The sequence below is a fragment of the Methylomonas sp. MS20 genome, assembly GCF_050275925.1.
Classification (GTDB): Bacteria; Pseudomonadota; Gammaproteobacteria; order Methylococcales; family Methylomonadaceae; genus Methylomonas; species Methylomonas koyamae_A.
Map to the genome: position 1 here is coordinate 2,141,964 of NZ_CP189962.1, position 15,041 is coordinate 2,157,004.

Genomic DNA, 15,041 nt, shown 5'->3' on the forward strand with positions numbered 1-15,041 from the left:
TCCGGGTGGCGTCGTTGGTGGCCGCTTAGACTATCCTTAGTCAACGTAGGGTATGGAAGACCGGCGTGAATTGAAACTCTTGGGGGGATCGGGATGCCAACCATGCTAAGTCGCATGTTAAGGCGCGGTAGATCGTGGCTATTGCTGTCGTTAACGGCGATGGCTTGTCAGCGCGCTGAAGAACCGGCTTATAGTCCTAGTCTGAGCGATGTGCCGACGGAAATCGTCGAATATGTCGTCGGCATCCATCCCTTGCATAATCCGCAACGCTTGACGGAAATATACGGCCCCATCGTAGATCATATGAACCGGTACCTGCCCGACGCCCGCTTCAAGCTGGAAGCTTCGCGCAATTATGAAGAATTCGACAAAAAACTGTATGCGGGCCATTTTGCGTTCGCGATGCCTAACCCCTATCAATCGGTCGAGGCTCTGCAACACGGCTATCGAATCTTCGCCAAAATGGCCGACGACGAGAACTTTCGCGGCATCATCTTGGTACGCAAGGATGGCGGGATCCGTGAGCTAAGCGATTTGAAAGGCAAGGCGGTGGCTTATCCTGCTCCGACTGCGTTGGCGGCGACGATGTTACCGCAATATTTTTTGCAGACCCACGGTATCGACGTTAACCGCGACATCGAGAATCGCTACGTCGGATCGCAAGAGTCGGTGATTATCAACGTATTGCTCGGCCACGTCGCCGCCGGCGCGACTTGGCCGGTGCCTTGGGCCAGCTTTTCCAAACAGCGTCCGGAGCAGGCCGCCGAATTGGAAGTGAAATGGCGGACGGATACGCTACCGAATAACGCCTGGGTCGTTCGCGCGGATATTCCGGGTGGGCTGGCCGGACGCTTCGCCGAGGAATTGCTGGCATTGCAGGATAGCGAGGAGGGCAGAGCGATTCTGGCTGGTTTGCCGGTATCGCGTTTCGAAGTGGCCGACGCCGAGACCTACCGGCCGGTTCGCGATTTTCTGGTGAAATTTTCGAGCGCGGTGAGGCCGTTAGACTGAATGAACGACAAATTTCGATGAAAGGGCTAAGCGAGTTGCTGTCCGGCGCGCACAGCTTTTGGGGGCGTTCTATCCGTCGCCAGATGGTTTGGTCGTTTTCGCTGGCGGCTTTGGCGACAGTCGCCGGTGCCGGAATATTATTGTTATCGGCGCAACGCGAATTTTTATATGAGCAAGGTCAGCGAAGCGCGTTCGAGTTGGCCAGGACGCTGGCCTTCGGTAGCGCTTCGTGGGTGTTGGCCAACGACCTGGCCGGCTTGCAAGAAGTCTTGAAAGGGGCGGCGGAAACCACCGATTTGAGTTTTGCCGTTGTCATTTCGCCGCGCGGAGAAGTCTTGGCCTCTACTCGGCCTGAGTATATCGGCCGATATTTCACCGATCCGGTCAGTCTGAGTTTGTTAGGCCGGTCCGCGGAGCCGCAAGTCCTTTTGAATCGGGATGACTTGATCGATGTCGCGGTCCCGATCAAGGCCAACAACGCACCGATCGGTTGGCTGAGAGTCGAATTGAGCCGGGTCGGTAAAATCCGTGAACTGCGCTCGTTGGCCTTTGCCGGCTTGGGGATTGCCGGATTGTTGTTGCTGAGCATCGTCGTGATTGCAACCGCGCTGTCGAGGGGATTGACCCGCGGCCTGAATCACTTGATGACCGTCGCGATCGATGCCGAGCATGGTCGGACCTTTCGGCGCGAGGCGCTGACCCGTCGAGACGAGGTTGGCGTTTTGGCACGCCATCTCTATCGTATGCTGGATGCGATCGAGTCCGAAAAAGCCGCCAAATTCGCCAGCGAGGCGCGTTTTCGCCGATTGGTGCAAGTCATGCCGATACCATTGGGTTCGGCCGACAAGGACGGTGTGATCCGGGAGTTCAACGATTGCTTCGCGGAATTGTTCGGATACTCGCGCGCCGATATTCCGACGTTGGATGATTGGTTCCAAAAGGCCTACCCGGATCCGGACTACCGAATCTGGGCTATGGCTACCTGGGATGCGGCCGTTCAAGAAGCCATCGAGAGCGGCGAGAGTATTCGTCCGCGCGAATACCGGGTGACTTGCAAAAACGGTGACGTGCGGGTCATGGATATTGCCGGCGTGGTATTGGGCGATGACGTGTTGGCGATCTTCATCGACATGACCGAGCGGATGCGGAATGCCGAGCAACTCCGGCGTTATAAAGACCATCTCGAGGACGAAGTGCAGCAGCGCACCGCGGATTTGGTGTTGGCCCGCAATGCCGCCGAAACCGCCAACAAGGCCAAGAGCACTTTTCTGGCAAATATGAGCCACGAGTTGCGCACGCCGCTGAACGCCATTATGGGCTTTTCCAATGTGATGCGCGGCGATCCGCAATTGCGCGACGATCAGCGTATGAATTTGGACATTATTAACCGCAGCGGCGAACATTTGCTAAATCTAATCAACGACGTACTGGAAATGGCCAAGATCGAGGCCGGTCGGTTTCAATTGGAAAACGTCGCTTTCGATTTGGGTGGTTTGATTCGCGATATCACCGAGATGCTGGACATTCGCGCCAAGGAAAAGGGCTTGCGCTTGTTGGTCGATCAGTCGTCGCGGTTTCCGCGTTACGTGGTTGGCGATCAGGCGCATTTGCGCCAAGTGTTGATTAACTTGGTCGGGAATGCGGTTAAATTCACCGAGCAAGGCGGGGTGATCTTGCGCTTGGGTGTGCGGGAGAACAGTACCTCGCACCTACTGATCGAAATCGAAGACACCGGTCCCGGTATCGAGCCGCGCGACCAGCAACGGGTGTTCGAGCCGTTCGAACAATTGGGCGAGCAGGGCGCCAACAAGGGCACGGGATTGGGTTTGACGATCACCCGTCAGTTCGTGCGGTTAATGGGTGGCAAATTGGAATTGCGCAGCAGCCCTGGGGTGGGTTCTATATTCGCAGTCGATCTGCCGCTGATCGAGGCGGACGAAGCCGACGTACTCAGTTCGCCGCGCCGAGAGCCGGCCAACGTGGTCGGCTTGGTACCCGGACAGCCGAATTATCGTATCTTGATCGTCGAGGACCAGATCGAAAATCAATTGTTGTTGAGCAAGCTCATGGAGTCGGTCGGTTTGCCGGTCAGGGTCGCCGAGAACGGCGAGCGCGGGGTAGCGCTATTTCGCGAATGGCGGCCGGATTTAATCTGGATGGACCGGCGTATGCCGGTCATGGACGGTCAGGAAGCGACCCGAATCATTCGCGGCCTGCCGGGCGGCGAGCTTGTCAAAATAGTGGCAGTCACCGCGTCGGTATTCGTCGAACAGCGCGAGGAGTTATTGCGATCGGGAATGGACGACTTTGTCCGCAAGCCCTACCGGTTCAGCGAAATTTACGATTGTTTGTCTCGGCAATTAGGCATCCGCTTTATTTACGAGGGTTCGTTCCGGCCGGAACAGCAAACCGCCGTTTTGACGCCCGGCAGTTTACTGGTGTTGCCGGCGTCGCTACGCGAAGAGTTGGCACAAGCCTTGGAGAGTCTGGAGGCGGAACGGATCGCCGATGTGATCGGCCGCATCACCGCGAGCGATCCGGGTTTGGGTAAAACCTTGACTCAATTCGCCGAGGATTTCGACTATCCAGCCATTTTGAAAGCCTTGCAGGCCTTGAATTAAACGGCGGCCGCTGTTCGCGGGAATTTGGCCGGCGGCGGGCTGGGTTGATCCAAGTTTGAGAATCCGAGCCGCCAACGCTCAATCCGGCTCCAGTACCCGGTAGAGCATTTCCTTGACCGTGTGCGGATCGAAGGGTTTGTCGCAAATCGCCGACACGCCGGCCTTGTGGACGTTGCTGAGGCGGGTTTGGTTATCTTCGCTGGTGACCATCAGAATCGGCACGATGGAATTGCCCAGGACCTGACGGATGTGTTTGATCAACTGCTGGCCATCCATGATCGGCATGTTGTAGTCGGTGACGATCAATTCGAAACCATCCTGATTTTGCTCGAACAGTTCGACGCCTTCCTTGCCGTCTCGGGCTTCGGTGATTTTTACGATGCCCATGTTGTTCAATACCCGGCAAATATGCTTACGGGCCAAATTGCTGTCGTCGACGACCAGGACCCTGACATTCTCGATGTCGTAATGCTCCAGGCTAATTTCCTGCGGATCGATGAATTCTATCGTCGCCCGTAGCGCATTTTTTAAGTCCTCGTGGGCGAAAGGTTTGGGCAGAATCGCGACCACGCCGGCTTGGCGGATAGCGTCCAGGACCGAGAAACTCGATTCGCTGGAGATCAGCATAAACGGAATGGTGTGTAGTTTAGGATCGTGACGGAGTTGTTCGACCAGTTCGACCGCCGTCATATCGGGTAAATACAGACTGCTGATGATTAAATCCGGCGGACTGCCGGTTTGCAGCAGTTTCAACGCGTCGGCGGCGCTTCCGACGCCTTCGATGGTGCTGACGCCCTCGCCGCGTAAATGCTGGACGATGACTTTCAGTTGAGTCGTGGAGGGCTCAATGAGTAGAATCGATAAGTCGGCTATGTTGATCGCATGCATGATGTCATTGCTTGAATAGTGACGCGAGGCGACGGCGATAAATAAATTACCCCCAAGAGCGGGCGTCGCGATTAGAATTGCGCGCTCGCCGGCCGATGGACTGGTGATTATTTCCCGATTCAGAATAGACCTTATTCCCTATGATTCAAGAAACCGTGGTGACGACGGTCAACCGCCAGGGTCGTCCGCATATCGCACCGATGGGTATTCACGTCGAGGAAGGCGGCTTGGCGATTCTGCCGTTCAAGCCGTCGACGACACTGGACAACATCCTGGAAACCGGGGTGGCCGTCGTCAATTATTGCGACGACGTACGGATTTTCGCCGGCTGCGTTACCGGTCGCCGCGATTGGCCGCTAACACCGGCCGAGCAAGTCGCGGGCATGTTTTTGACCGACGCGCTGGCGCATAGCGAAGTGCGCTTGAGCCGTCTGGAAGAGGATGAACATCGCCCAAAGTTGTTTTGCGAGGCGATATACACCGCCAATCACAAACCGTTTCGCGGCTTTAACCGGGCGCAATATGCGGTGTTGGAAGCGGCGATTTTGATTAGCCGTCTGGGTATGCTGCCGTGGGAAAAAATCGATGCGGAGCTAAGTTATTTGCGGATAGGTCTCGATAAGACAGCCGGCCCGGTCGAGCGCGAAGCCTGGGCTTGGTTGATGGCGGCGATAGCCGATTTTCGCGGCAAGGAGGCTTCATGACCGGGATGTTGGCTAGCGTCGATTGCTTGGACGAAGCGTTGCTGATTGAAGCGCTGGATGTCGATATCATCGATTTGAAGCAACCGGCCAGGGGGGCATTGGGTGCATTGGACGTGGCCGACGTGGCGGCGATCGTTGCCGCGCTACGACCGGACACCGTGGTCAGTGCGACAATCGGCGATTTGCCGATGCGGCCGGATCTGGTCGGCGCGGCGGTGGCCGGGATGGCGGCCACCGGCGTCGATTACGTCAAGATCGGCCTGTTTCCTGGCGGCGACTGGTCGGGTAGCATTGCCGCCGCCGGTCGATTCGCCGATAAGCAATCCCTGATAGCGGTCCTGTTTGCCGACGCTCAGCCGGATTTCTCGGTGGTCCCGCTACTGGCGCAAGCGGGCTTTCGCGGGGTGATGCTGGACACGATGGACAAAAGTGGCGGCTCGCTGACCGATTGGCAGAGCCTCGAGCGACTCGAGCGGTTTTTGAGCTTGGCACGCGAGCACGCACTGCTGACCGGCTTGGCCGGATCGTTGCGATTGGCGGACGTGCCCGGTTTATTGCCGTTGGCGGCGGACTATCTGGGCTTCCGCGGCGCCTTATGCCGGCAACACAACCGGGTGGCAGCGTTGGATCCGGCTCGTATTGATGCAATACGCGCGCTATTTTCCGGAGTCGAGGTTGGCGGATGCGTCGATTGCGGTCCGGCTTGAGTGGTCGTTATCGGTGTACCGTGAATCCTAGCCGAACGTTTTTGCTGGTGTAATCAACCACCAAGACGCTATTTCGCGGATCGGAGTTGCGTTTACAGGTCGGTCGTATCGGCGATGTTTTTATGGATGAGTTTGGTGCCGATCGCGATGATCACCAGAATAAACGGAATGGCGGCCGCTTCGACCAGCGCCGGGTCGATAGGCCAGCCGGCGGCGTGCAAACCTTCGGCGATTTTACCGGTCAGGCTGGCGGCGTAGTAGGCGATCGCGACGATGGAAATGCTTTCGACCGTTTGTTGTAAGCGCAATTGCATTTTAGCGCGTAGGGCCATCGACGACAGCAATCCTTGATTTTGCCGCTCGATGATAATGTCGACCTTGGTGCGCAACAACTGGCTGGCGTTGCTGACCCGCTCCGAGACCAGGTTGAAGCGGTGCGAGAGCGAGTTGCAGGTTGTCATCGCCGGATCGAGTCGCCGCTTTAAAAATTCTCCCAAGGTTTGAATGCCTTGAATCCGCACTTCGCGCAGATCGGTCAGGCGTTGGCCGACTAGCTGGTGATAGGCGCTGGCGGCGGCGAAGCGGAACTGGTGGCTGGAAATTTGGTTTTCGACCTCCGCCGCCAATGCGGTCAGTTCGTCCAGCAGTTTCGCGTCGTCGGCGTCGGGTTGGGTCATCGAGTTGGTGATCGCGTAGAGCTGGCGATCGGCCTTTTTAAGTTCCGGGTACTGTTTGCGGGCTATCGGGAAGGCCAACAAGGCGAGGACCCGATACACTTCAATATCGAACAAACGGTGCAGCAAGCGACCGGCCTGCGCGGTCTTCAATTCGTGGTTGACCACCAAAAAGCGGCTGAAGCCGTCGACGTGAATTCTAAAATCGGTAAATACCGACGCGGCACCGCCTGTCACTTTCGATCCGGCGACGGCATTGCCGACGAAGTAAGCGGTCAGTGGCGACAAGTCCGTTTCGTCTTGATACCGAATTTCTTCCGCCGAGACCACGGCGGCGTGCGCGGCGACGATGGTTTGGCCGCCGATTCGGGCTAGCCAGTCCACCGGCACTTTGCTCAAGGCCGGATCCTCGAAGGGTTCATCGGTGGCATCGTAGGCGTAAAACGTATACGTGCTGAATTCGCCGTGCTGCTCCCAACTCATCTGAAAAGCATCGAAGTTGGCGCTGAAATGATCGGCGTCGTTGCCTGGCGGAATGACGCCGAAACGTTCGCACAGCGCTTTTAGGTGCGGGCGTTCCAGGACTTTTTCGTCGTTCGACAAAGTCAGCGCTAGGTAACTGGCCCTCACCGGTAGGCGCGGAATCGACGACGCCCGGGCATGGACTTCGTTGTGCAGCACGAAGCGTTGCGGATGGTTTTGCGGGATTTGAAATAGCTTGGCCACGAGATCTGTAATAAAAGTCGAAGTGTTTAGGCAAGGTTGGTAGCCATTTTACTCGGAATTCGCCGGCTCAATGCATCCGGCCGGGCCGGCTGGCTTCCATGGATGGAAGCGAAGGTCCGCCAATTAAGCCACCTCGAGCCGCCGATCCGCACGAGTGGATGCTCGAAATCGGCGTCCGTTCCGCTAAATGAGCCTTGGGAAGCAGGTCCATGCCGGGCGAACGCCGATTGATTGTGCGAACCAACGCTCGGATACCGGAACAGATACGTTCTAATATTAAGCTTATACCGCTTATTGTTGCTTTTATGAAAACAATTAATCAATATCCAGCGGTATTGTGTAATTTTCTATCGGCGATATAGTGGAATCGTATTCACTCATCGACCGAAATACGGTTTAGGAGGCAAAATGACAATTCCGAAAATTGGAAAACCCGGCCCTGCTATCGGACTGTTGGCATCGGCAGGCGTATTAGCGGGTTTACCTTTAGAGTTCGTCGTGTCCGCGTTGTTATTTGCCGCGGTTATTCGCGGTAGCGTCTACATGATCGATCGGGCGATTCAAGGCGACCCGAACACCTAACGAGCGTTATCGGCTCAAATCCAAGTGGGTTAGTTCTTGTTTTACAGCGGATTCGGTTGATCCGCTGTAAAACGCCGTAAGTTTGCGTTCCGAGTTTTACCTTTGGAACGATTTCGAAAAGTCAATCGGCCAATTCCAATGCTGGCGCGTCGTTTTGAATACCTCCGCAATCAATATCTGTTGAGCGCTTAATTGCGGCATCGCCGGGACTTTCCAGGTCGTACTTATCAATTTGGCTAGCAAATTGCGCAGCCATCGTTCGTCCGAGCACGCGCGGCAAATAATGAAGCGGTAAGACTCTCCGTCATGAAATACTGCAAAATCCTCCAGACACAGCTCCAGCGAGTCTTTTTCGCCATATGGGCGCTTCTTAAGGCGGATTGTTCCGCCAACTAAATCGAGCTTGAATTCGGCTAATCCGACGATACCTTTTAGCATCTAGTTGGCGGCCATACCGGCAACAGATTGGGAGGCGTTGGCCGTTCGTATTAAAAGGGATTTTAGGCCTGTACTCGGATTTTTAGGGGAGTCAAAAATACCGAATCCATCCAGGTTTTGCTTGCGGGTCTGCGATTCGGCTCAACCTAACCACCGAGCCTATATTCGGGGGCACTCGGCTCGCTACGCCAGGATTAAATTCTTGAAATTTAAGATAGCTTTATCTCTCGCCAATTCGACGCGTCGTCGAGATCGCAGCGTTGTGTTTGTATTGCTTATCTAAAAAACGCTAGGCAAGGTCGTCCGATTTGGGTAGAATGGGCGCTTTAAGTTTGGCTGCGGTTAATCAGATTCGAAAGTTCGGCTGGTTCTTACGTATCTCAAATCTTATGGCCGAAAACATTGCCCAGGTAGCTCAGTCGGTAGAGCAGAGGACTGAAAATCCTCGTGTCGACAGTTCGATTCTGTCCCTGGGCACCACGTTCCGGTTGGTGGATCTCGAAAGCCCCTTTTAGGGGTTTTTTGTTTTGTGGGTCTTCGAAATGGCGAAGCTCGCAAGTTCTTGGTTGTTTATGGAAGAGCCTGAGGCTCTTTTTTTTTGGGTTTGAAAAGGTTAGGCGGTCATGAAACAAGCTCCCGAACATTTGGTCGAGTTGATAGAGCCGATTGTCGAAGGTCTTGGCTACGAGTGCGTGGGCATCGAATACAATCCGCATCCGCAGCACGGCATGCTGCGCATCTATATCGATCACGAAAACGGGATCTTATTGGACGATTGCAGCAAGGTCAGTCATCAGATTAGTGGCGCATTGGATGTCGAGGACCCGATACAAGGCAATTATCAATTGGAAGTTTCGTCGCCCGGCGCGGATCGGCCGTTTTTCAAGCTAAATCAATTCGAGCGCTACATCGGCAGCAGCGTTCAGGTCGCATTGTTCAAGCCGATAGACAAACGCCGCCGGATCACCGGGGAAATCAAGGCGGTCGAGGGCGACGCTGTCGTGTTACGGGAAGGCGAACGTTTAATCGCCATTCCGTTTCACACGATGAGTAAGGCGCGCTTGGTACCCGAATATTTACTGAATAAAGGAGGTCGCAATGGCAAATAAAGAAATTTTACTGGTGGCGGATGTTTTCGCTAACGAAAAAGACATAGACAAGGAGTTGATCTTTCAAGCCATTGAATCCGCTCTGGAAGCGGCGACCGTCAAACGTTACGAAAACCCGGTCAAGGCGCGGGTGGAAATCAATCGCCACACCGGCGACTATACGACTTACCGGCGTTGGCAGGTGGTCGAGGCGAACCCGGATATTAACGGCGACGTCGAGCATCCGGGCTGGCAAATCCTGTTGGAAGCCGCTCAGATCGAAGAGCCGAATATACAAATTGGCGACTACGTCGAGGAAGAAGTCGAATCGGTGGAGTTCTGCCGTATCGCCGCGCAGACCGCCAAACAGGTCATTATTCAAAAAGTTCGCGAAGCCGAGCGCCGCAAGATCGTCGAAGCTTACGAAGACCGGGTTGGGGAATTGGTGACCGGTATTGTCAAACGCGTCGAAAAAGGCAGCGTTTACTTGGACTTGGGCGGTCACGTCGAAGCCTATATTGCCCGCGAGGACATGATTCCCAAGGAACCGGTCCGAATGGGCGACCGGGTGCGCGGTTACTTGAAGGCCGTTCGTTCCGAACAGCGCGGTCCGCAATTGTTTGTTAGCCGTACCGCGCCGGAGTTGTTGATTGCGCTATTCCGGCTGGAAGTGCCGGAAGTCAGCGAAGGCTTGATCGACATTTTGGCGGCCGCCCGCGATCCGGGATCGCGGGCCAAAATCGCGGTCCGCGCCAACGACCCGCGGCTGGACCCGGTTGGTGCCTGCGTCGGCATGCGCGGCTCTCGGGTACAGGCTATTTCCAACGAATTGGCCGGCGAACGGGTCGATATCATTCTCTGGAACGCCAACGAGGCTCAATTCGTCATCAACGCCATGGCACCGGCCGAGATTCAATCGATCGTCGTCGACGAGGACAAACACAGCATGGACGTCGCGGTCGCCACCGACAGCCTGTCGCAGGCCATCGGGCGCGGCGGCCAGAATGTGCGCTTGGCCTCCGAGTTGACCGGTTGGGAGCTGAACATTATCGACGCCGCTCAGTTCGGCAAAAGCCACGACGAAGAGGCGGCCAAATCCAAGCAATTGTTTATGGAGCAACTGGATGTGGACGAAGAGATCGCCACGGTTTTGGTCGAAGTCGGTTTGAACAACATCGAAGAGATTGCCTACATCCCGGTCGAGGAAATGCTGGAAATCGACGGTTTCGACGAAGAATTGGTCGAGGCGCTGCGCAGTCGGGCCAAGGACGCCTTGTTGATCAGCGCGATCGCGTCGGAAGAAAAAATCGAAACCGCCGAGCCTAGCGAGGAATTGCTGGCGATGGAGGGCATGGACGAAGAGTTGGCTCGCGAAATGGCGGCCAAGGGCATTGTCACGTTGGACGATCTGGCCGAACAGGCCATCGACGATATCATCGGCTTTGCCGGCATGGACGAAGAACGTGCTGGTAAACTAATCATGAAGGCCCGCGAATCTTGGTTCGCAGAGGACAAGGGCTGAGACGGGAGGACACTATGAGCGATAAAACAGTTAGAGAGTTGGCGGAGGTTGTCGGCATACCTCTGGAGCGTTTCTTGGAACAGCTTAAGGAAGCCGGATTGAGCGCCAGTGATCCCGACGACGTGATAGACGACCAGGAAAAATTCAAGTTGCTGGCCCATTTACGCAAACGCCACGGTAAAGCGGAAACCGATCCGGAGGCCGCCGCGCCTAAGCGCATCACTCTGAAGCGCAGCACCAAAACCGAATTGAAGCAGGCTTCGCCGCCGGGCAGTGCCGTCAAGACCGTCAGCGTGGAGGTCCGTAAGCAAAAAACTTACATTAAGCGCAGCGAAGCGCATGTCAGCGATGACCAAAAAGAGGCCGAACGCGCCAAACTGGCGTTGGATGAGCAGAAAAAGCGCTTGGCGGAGGAAGAAGAGCGTCGTCGCCAGCAGCAGGCCTTAAAAGCCCAACCGGCCGGCGACGACAGTCAGCCGGTGGAAATCGCGCCGACTATCGTCGAGGAAGCCGCTCCGGTGGTTGCCGTCTCGCCCGCCATCGAGGTGTCCGCCGAAAAACCGGAAGCCGAAATCGTCGTCGAGCCTGTTCAACCGAAAGCCGAAAGCCCGGTCGTTGAATTGACCGAGGAACAGCGTCTGGAAAAAGAGAAGAAAGAGCGTCTCGAAGCGGCGGTGCAGCGCAACGCCGAAAAGGTCAAGAAAAAGGCCGAAGCCAAGCAGCAACAAACACTGCACAAGAAAAAGGCCGAATTCAAGCCGACCCGCGGCACCGTTCCGGAAGTGGATGTCGATAGCGCGCGTAGCGGCGATCCGCGACGCGGCAAGGGTAAAAAGGCCAAGCCGCAACCCAAGCGCGACAAATCCGATTTCGAGCCGGATATTCAGGCTCGCCATAAGTTCGAAAAACCGGTGGCGCCGACGGTCTACGAAGTGACAATTCCCGAGACTATCATCGTGTCCGATCTGGCGCAAAAGATGAACGTCAAGGCGGCCGAAGTCATCAAGCATTTGATGAAATTGGGCATCATGACCACGATCAACCAAACTATCGATCAGGAAACGGCGGTGATCTTGGTTGAGGAAATGGGGCATAAGCCGATCATGCAAAGCGAGGACGATTTCGAGAAAGAAATGCTCGCGGAAGTGATGGCCGAGTCCGACGAAGTCAAAGTGGTCGGCAGGGCGCCCATCGTTACCATCATGGGCCACGTAGACCACGGTAAAACGTCGTTGCTCGATTACATTCGGAAAACCCGCGTCGCCGCCGGCGAAGCGGGCGGTATCACTCAGCATATCGGTGCTTATCAGGTTAGAACCGATCACGGCGCGGTCACCTTCCTGGATACGCCGGGCCATGCCGCGTTCACCGCGATGCGGGCGCGCGGCGCCGAAGTCACCGACATCGTGATCGTGGTGGTGGCCGCCGACGACGGCGTGATGCCGCAAACCAAGGAAGCGATAGAGCATGCTCGCGCCGCGAACGTGCCTATTATCGTGGCACTGAATAAGATCGATAAAAACGAAGCCAACCCGGATAGGGTCATGCAAGAGTTGGCGACGCTGAACGTGGTGCCGGAAGAATGGGGCGGCGACGTGCAGTTCCTGAAAGTATCGGCAAAAACCGGGGTCGGTATCGACGACTTGATCGAAGCCTTAATCGTACAAGCCGAAGTACTGGAATTAACGGCGCCTAAAGACGGCGTTGCCTCCGGGGTTTGTATCGAATCGCGGTTGGACAAGGGCCGCGGCGCGGTGGCGACGGTGCTGATCCAGAAAGGTACGTTGAATAAAGGCGACTTCGTGCTGTGCGGTCACGAATACGGCCGGATTCGGGCCATGTTCGACGAAAACGCTCACGCCATCAAAACCGCCGGACCGAGTACGCCGGTTGAGATTCTGGGTCTTTCCGGCACGCCGGATGCCGGCGACGAGTTGCTGGTCGTGCAAAACGAACGGGTGGCTCGCGAATTGGCGGCGCACCGCGAGGAACGCAAGAAATCCAGCCGCCACGCGGCGATGGGTGCTTCCAAGCTGGACGACGTATTCTCACGGATGACCGCCGGCGAAACGTCGACATTGAACGTGGTGATCAAAACCGACGTGCAGGGCAGTTTGGAAGCATTGCGCGAGTCGTTGGTCAGTTTGTCGACCGACGAAGTTCAGGTCAAATGCATCTTCGGCGGCGTTGGCGGCATCAACGAGGGCGATGCCAATTTGGCGCTGGCGTCCAATGCGATTCTGATCGGTTTCAACGTGCGGGCGGATGCGGTGGCGCGTAAGCTGATCGAAGAAAAAGACATCGATCTGCATTACTACAGCATCATTTACGAAGCGATCGACGAAGTGAAACGCGCGATCAGCGGTATGCTGGCGCCGGACATTCAAGAGAAAATCGTCGGCTTGGCCGAAGTGCGCGACGTGTTCCGCTCGCCGAAATTCGGCGCGGTGGCCGGATGTATGGTCATCGACGGCTTCGTCAAGCGCAATCTGCCGATTCGGGTGTTGCGGAACAACGTGGTCATTTACGAAGGCCAGTTGGAATCCTTGCGCCGCTTCAAGGACGACGTCACCGAAGTCAAGATGGGCATGGAGTGCGGTATCGGCGTGAAAAACTACAACGATGTGCAAAACGGCGATCAGATCGAAGTGTTCGAGCGTATCGAAGTCAGACGGGAAATCTAAATGGCGAGAGAATACGGCCGCAGTCAGCGGGTTGCCTCGGAAATGCAGAAGGAATTGGCGGCGATTTTGCAGCGCGACGTCAAGGATACTCGCCTGGGTTTCGTGACGATCAACGATGTCGAGCTGTCCAAGGATCTGGCGGTGGCTAAAGTGTATATCACGGTGTTAAACGGCGACGATACGGCCAAGCTCGCCAACGTCAAGGTATTGAATGAAATCTCGCCGTTCATTCGCCACGAGTTGGCGAAACGGATGCGGCTCAGGCATATATCCGAGCTGCATTTCTACTACGATCATTCCTTCGACACCGGTATGCGCGTTGCCGAATTGCTGCATGATTTGGAAGGTCGGCAGGATCAGTGCGACTCGTCCGACAACGGCAAGCCCGAGGACGAGTAATGGCAAAGCGCAAGTCCGGGCGCGACGTGCACGGCATCGTCTTGCTCGATAAACGCCAAGGCGTGTCGTCGAATAAGGCCTTGCAGGAAGTCCGGCATTTATTTAACGCCAACAAGGCCGGCCACACCGGCGCGCTGGACCCGTTGGCGACCGGATTGTTGCCGCTTTGTTTCGGCGAAGCCACCAAGGTGTCCGGCTTGCTGCTCGACGACGACAAACGCTATACGGTATCGATGCGGCTAGGCGTGATGACCGATACCGGCGACAGCGACGGTAACATCGTTGCCGAAATGCCGGTTCCGGTGCTTGACGAGGCGATGTTACAAGCCGCCTTGCTCCGCTTTACCGGTGCGATAGACCAGGTCCCGCCGATGTATTCGGCGTTGAAGCATAACGGTCGGAAGCTTTACGAGCTAGCGCGCGAAGGCTTGACGATAGAACGCAAGGCACGGCCGGTTTCTATCTATGCGCTGACACTATTGGCGGCTAGCGATCGGGAACTGACATTGGACGTGGTTTGCTCGAAGGGAACTTACATTCGTTCCTTGGTCGAGGATCTGGGGCAGGCGTTAGGCAGCTGCGCGACCGTGATTGCATTGCGCCGAACCGAAGCGGGGTTGTTCCGCCTGGCGCAAGCCCACACGTTTGAGCAATTGCAGGCCATGAGCAGCGAGCAGCTTCAAGCGGTTTTGATCGCGCCGGACGAGCCATTGCGCGGCGTGCCGGCGCTAGCCTTGGCCGCCGAGGAGGCTGGTCGGATACGGCAGGGACAACAAATAGAAGTCGGCGGCGGCCAGCCGGGGCCGGTGAGAATCTACGGTCCCGAAACCTTTTTGGGGTTGGGCGAAATTCTATTGAATGGTAAACTAGCGCCTAGAAAACTGTTTCTGATGGATGATCGAAATGCTTGATTATCCTCGAAAACCGCGTACGCTCCTACACCCTATTGTGGAAGCGGCGCATCTTCGCCATCGTCCGATGGCATTCTTTTAATTGA

At 56.1% G+C, this 15,041-nt stretch carries 13 protein-coding genes and 1 tRNA gene; 11 read left to right on the forward strand and 3 right to left on the reverse strand.

Annotated features, from left to right (window positions below; all coding sequences use genetic code 11):
- Window positions 1-93: 93 nt before the first annotated feature.
- Both ACQE3D_RS09250 and ACQE3D_RS09255 read left to right on the forward strand, forming a co-directional pair.
- Window positions 94-1,011, forward strand: a complete 918-nt coding sequence (locus tag ACQE3D_RS09250; RefSeq protein WP_313728211.1) for a phosphate/phosphite/phosphonate ABC transporter substrate-binding protein — start codon at window positions 94-96, stop codon at window positions 1,009-1,011.
- A 17-nt stretch (window positions 1,012-1,028) separates the two neighbouring features.
- The gene (locus ACQE3D_RS09255; protein WP_313728210.1) at window positions 1,029-3,632 is read left to right on the forward strand and encodes an ATP-binding protein; all 2,604 of its coding nucleotides are present in this window, start codon (window positions 1,029-1,031) and stop codon (window positions 3,630-3,632) included.
- 78 nt (window positions 3,633-3,710) lie between these two features.
- On the opposite strand, the gene ACQE3D_RS09260 is transcribed toward ACQE3D_RS09255, so the two are convergent.
- The gene (locus tag ACQE3D_RS09260) at window positions 3,711-4,520 is read right to left on the reverse strand and encodes a response regulator (RefSeq protein ID WP_064031760.1); all 810 of its coding nucleotides are present in this window, start codon (window positions 4,518-4,520) and stop codon (window positions 3,711-3,713) included.
- Between the two features lie 140 nt (window positions 4,521-4,660).
- On the opposite strand from ACQE3D_RS09260, the gene ACQE3D_RS09265 reads away from it, so the two are divergent.
- Complete coding sequence (locus tag ACQE3D_RS09265; RefSeq protein ID WP_313728209.1) at window positions 4,661-5,224, forward strand: DUF447 domain-containing protein; 564 nt, start codon at window positions 4,661-4,663, stop codon at window positions 5,222-5,224.
- Window positions 5,221-5,931: a (5-formylfuran-3-yl)methyl phosphate synthase gene (locus ACQE3D_RS09270; RefSeq protein WP_313728208.1), complete on the forward strand. Its 711-nt coding sequence runs from the start codon at window positions 5,221-5,223 to the stop codon at window positions 5,929-5,931. The genes ACQE3D_RS09265 and ACQE3D_RS09270 overlap by 4 nt, the downstream gene beginning before the upstream one ends.
- A 92-nt stretch (window positions 5,932-6,023) precedes the next feature.
- Here the strand turns inward: ACQE3D_RS09270 and ACQE3D_RS09275 are convergent, their stop codons facing one another.
- Complete coding sequence (locus ACQE3D_RS09275; protein ID WP_313728206.1) at window positions 6,024-7,331, reverse strand: DUF3422 family protein; 1,308 nt, start codon at window positions 7,329-7,331, stop codon at window positions 6,024-6,026.
- A 408-nt stretch (window positions 7,332-7,739) separates the two neighbouring features.
- On the opposite strand from ACQE3D_RS09275, the gene ACQE3D_RS09280 reads away from it, so the two are divergent.
- Window positions 7,740-7,913, forward strand: a complete 174-nt coding sequence (locus tag ACQE3D_RS09280; RefSeq protein WP_157198016.1) for a hypothetical protein — start codon at window positions 7,740-7,742, stop codon at window positions 7,911-7,913.
- A gap of 96 nt (window positions 7,914-8,009) precedes the next feature.
- Here the strand turns inward: ACQE3D_RS09280 and ACQE3D_RS09285 are convergent, their stop codons facing one another.
- Window positions 8,010-8,351, reverse strand: coding sequence for a hypothetical protein (locus tag ACQE3D_RS09285; RefSeq protein ID WP_313728205.1), 342 nt, complete (start codon window positions 8,349-8,351; stop codon window positions 8,010-8,012).
- A 404-nt stretch (window positions 8,352-8,755) separates the two neighbouring features.
- Here ACQE3D_RS09285 and ACQE3D_RS09290 point away from each other — a divergent pair.
- The 6 genes from ACQE3D_RS09290 to truB all read left to right on the forward strand — a co-directional run bounded on the left by ACQE3D_RS09290 (window position 8,756) and on the right by truB (window position 14,955).
- Window positions 8,756-8,831 (forward strand) — tRNA-Phe (locus tag ACQE3D_RS09290).
- 143 nt (window positions 8,832-8,974) lie between these two features.
- Window positions 8,975-9,460 (forward strand): ribosome maturation factor RimP, encoded by a 486-nt coding sequence (gene rimP / locus ACQE3D_RS09295; protein WP_313728204.1) that lies wholly within the window; start codon window positions 8,975-8,977, stop codon window positions 9,458-9,460.
- Entirely contained in the window at window positions 9,450-10,961 is a 1,512-nt protein-coding gene (gene nusA / locus ACQE3D_RS09300) for a transcription termination factor NusA (protein ID WP_064031754.1), read from the forward strand. Before rimP ends, nusA begins: the two co-directional genes overlap by 11 nt.
- A gap of 14 nt (window positions 10,962-10,975) precedes the next feature.
- Window positions 10,976-13,645 carry a translation initiation factor IF-2 gene (infB, locus tag ACQE3D_RS09305; RefSeq protein WP_313728203.1) on the forward strand — a complete coding sequence of 890 codons (2,670 nt, stop codon included), beginning with the start codon at window positions 10,976-10,978 and terminating at the stop codon, window positions 13,643-13,645.
- Window positions 13,646-14,044: a 30S ribosome-binding factor RbfA gene (gene rbfA / locus ACQE3D_RS09310; RefSeq protein WP_313728202.1), complete on the forward strand. Its 399-nt coding sequence runs from the start codon at window positions 13,646-13,648 to the stop codon at window positions 14,042-14,044.
- On the forward strand, window positions 14,044-14,955 hold the full coding sequence (truB, locus tag ACQE3D_RS09315; protein WP_313728201.1) for a tRNA pseudouridine(55) synthase TruB: 912 nt from the start codon (window positions 14,044-14,046) through the stop codon (window positions 14,953-14,955). The genes rbfA and truB overlap by 1 nt, the downstream gene beginning before the upstream one ends.
- Window positions 14,956-15,041 lie beyond the last annotated feature (86 nt).

What these genes read in the sequence shown, in the direction of transcription:
- ACQE3D_RS09285 (WP_313728205.1), bottom strand. Translation starts at nt 8,351, where the DNA reads ATGCTAAAAGGTATCGTCGGATTAGCCGAATTCAAGCTCGATTTAGTT.
- ACQE3D_RS09255 (WP_313728210.1), top strand. Translation starts at nt 1,029, where the DNA reads ATGAAAGGGCTAAGCGAGTTGCTGTCCGGCGCGCACAGCTTTTGGGGG.
- ACQE3D_RS09265 (WP_313728209.1), top strand. Translation starts at nt 4,661, where the DNA reads ATGATTCAAGAAACCGTGGTGACGACGGTCAACCGCCAGGGTCGTCCG.
- rimP (WP_313728204.1), top strand. Translation starts at nt 8,975, where the DNA reads ATGAAACAAGCTCCCGAACATTTGGTCGAGTTGATAGAGCCGATTGTC.
- nusA (WP_064031754.1), top strand. Translation starts at nt 9,450, where the DNA reads ATGGCAAATAAAGAAATTTTACTGGTGGCGGATGTTTTCGCTAACGAA.
- ACQE3D_RS09250 (WP_313728211.1), top strand. Translation starts at nt 94, where the DNA reads ATGCCAACCATGCTAAGTCGCATGTTAAGGCGCGGTAGATCGTGGCTA.
- ACQE3D_RS09280 (WP_157198016.1), top strand. Translation starts at nt 7,740, where the DNA reads ATGACAATTCCGAAAATTGGAAAACCCGGCCCTGCTATCGGACTGTTG.
- ACQE3D_RS09260 (WP_064031760.1), bottom strand. Translation starts at nt 4,520, where the DNA reads ATGCATGCGATCAACATAGCCGACTTATCGATTCTACTCATTGAGCCC.
- infB (WP_313728203.1), top strand. Translation starts at nt 10,976, where the DNA reads ATGAGCGATAAAACAGTTAGAGAGTTGGCGGAGGTTGTCGGCATACCT.
- rbfA (WP_313728202.1), top strand. Translation starts at nt 13,646, where the DNA reads ATGGCGAGAGAATACGGCCGCAGTCAGCGGGTTGCCTCGGAAATGCAG.
- ACQE3D_RS09270 (WP_313728208.1), top strand. Translation starts at nt 5,221, where the DNA reads ATGACCGGGATGTTGGCTAGCGTCGATTGCTTGGACGAAGCGTTGCTG.
- truB (WP_313728201.1), top strand. Translation starts at nt 14,044, where the DNA reads ATGGCAAAGCGCAAGTCCGGGCGCGACGTGCACGGCATCGTCTTGCTC.